General features: G+C 42.3%; 2 protein-coding genes. Both read right to left on the reverse strand.

What is annotated here, in order from left to right; genetic code table 11:
* Positions 1-98 precede the first annotated feature (98 nt).
* Complete coding sequence (locus tag FC652_RS19870; protein WP_038969909.1) at positions 99-449, reverse strand: hypothetical protein; 351 nt, start codon at positions 447-449, stop codon at positions 99-101.
* Positions 450-610: 161 nt separating this feature from the next.
* Entirely contained in the window at positions 611-1,036 is a 426-nt protein-coding gene (locus tag FC652_RS19875) for a hypothetical protein (RefSeq protein ID WP_176299877.1), read from the reverse strand.
* Positions 1,037-1,243 lie beyond the last annotated feature (207 nt).

Here is a 1,243-nt window from a genome sequence, read left to right on the forward strand (position 1 = left end):
TACAAAAGTGACCGCATCACACCTTAACCACTAAACTTACCGCAAACTGAAAATGCCACGCGTGCCAAGTCCCTCTTTAACGCTTTGTTAGCACTCTTTTAGAAAACCATTGCGTGGTCTACCAGAAAACGCCCATCCTCATAAACTATAACCAGCTCTGCTACATGTTCGCCTGGTGCTTTCGTGTAATATTGTTTCCAAACTATTGCCGCTGAGTCTGGTCGCCTAAACACTGCAACTAACTCTCTATCTGCAAAGAAACCCTTTTCAGCCTGATATTTTACACAGACTTCATTGAGGTAATCTCGGGTAACTATTTTGAGCATCCGCTTGTTAAAGTCTCGGACGTGCCGCTCATGGTCAATATTCGTCGATGCTTCCATCAAATTGTCCATGATAGGATTTGCGATATCTAATATTTCCTGCTCTGACATTTCTTGAAAGTTCATAACAATCCTTTTGCTAAACTACCGTCCAGAGTGCTAACGCCCAATTAAGGGGTGAACAACGCTACCACCCAACCTAAAGCATTGTACCGTAAACACTAAAATTGAAGTAGAAGCAAAAGTGCCAAGCGTTGTGAATCCCTCTTAAATTGCTTGTTATGTGTTTACTCAAAGTAACCCTCGGAAGCAATTGCAACCGATTGAAAGTACAACCCTTCACCTTCTTCTAAGTCAGGAAGAGTTGGACGCCAGAAAGATAACTGAAGCTCTTTAAATACGTAGCTATAGCCTAACTCTGGATCAGAATGATCATAGTTACCTTCTAGCTGAATTCGTTCGAGTACATTAGTTGCTAATATCCTATGTACGTCTAAGCCAAGCAATGTCGTTGAAAACAACTCAGACGCAGCGGCTTCAATGAACTCAACTCTTCCTTCATTATCAAAATCTACCATGAGACCGTCTAAAAAATGATGGCGATGGCCATAGATGCAATCAGGAGCTCCGATAACATTGCTCACTTCAGTTTCTGTCATACCGAGCTTGACTGGACCGATTGAGTTTCCTAGTTGAATTTCGAAAATTTCCATTTTTATCCTAAAAACACATAACGCCGCGTTAAGGGGTGCAGGCACGCAACACAAAAGCTACCGCACAGTGCCGTAACCACCGAACTCAACGCAAACTGAAAATGCCACGCGTGCCAAATCCCACTTAAACGCTTTGTTATGCTTAAGCTTCAACGCCCACATTTTTACCAAAACCAAGATTAACTCGGCTAGGATTAGCTAACAAAA

Source organism: Vibrio sp. 05-20-BW147 (assembly GCF_013369385.1).
GTDB lineage: Bacteria > Pseudomonadota > Gammaproteobacteria > Enterobacterales > Vibrionaceae > Vibrio > Vibrio floridensis.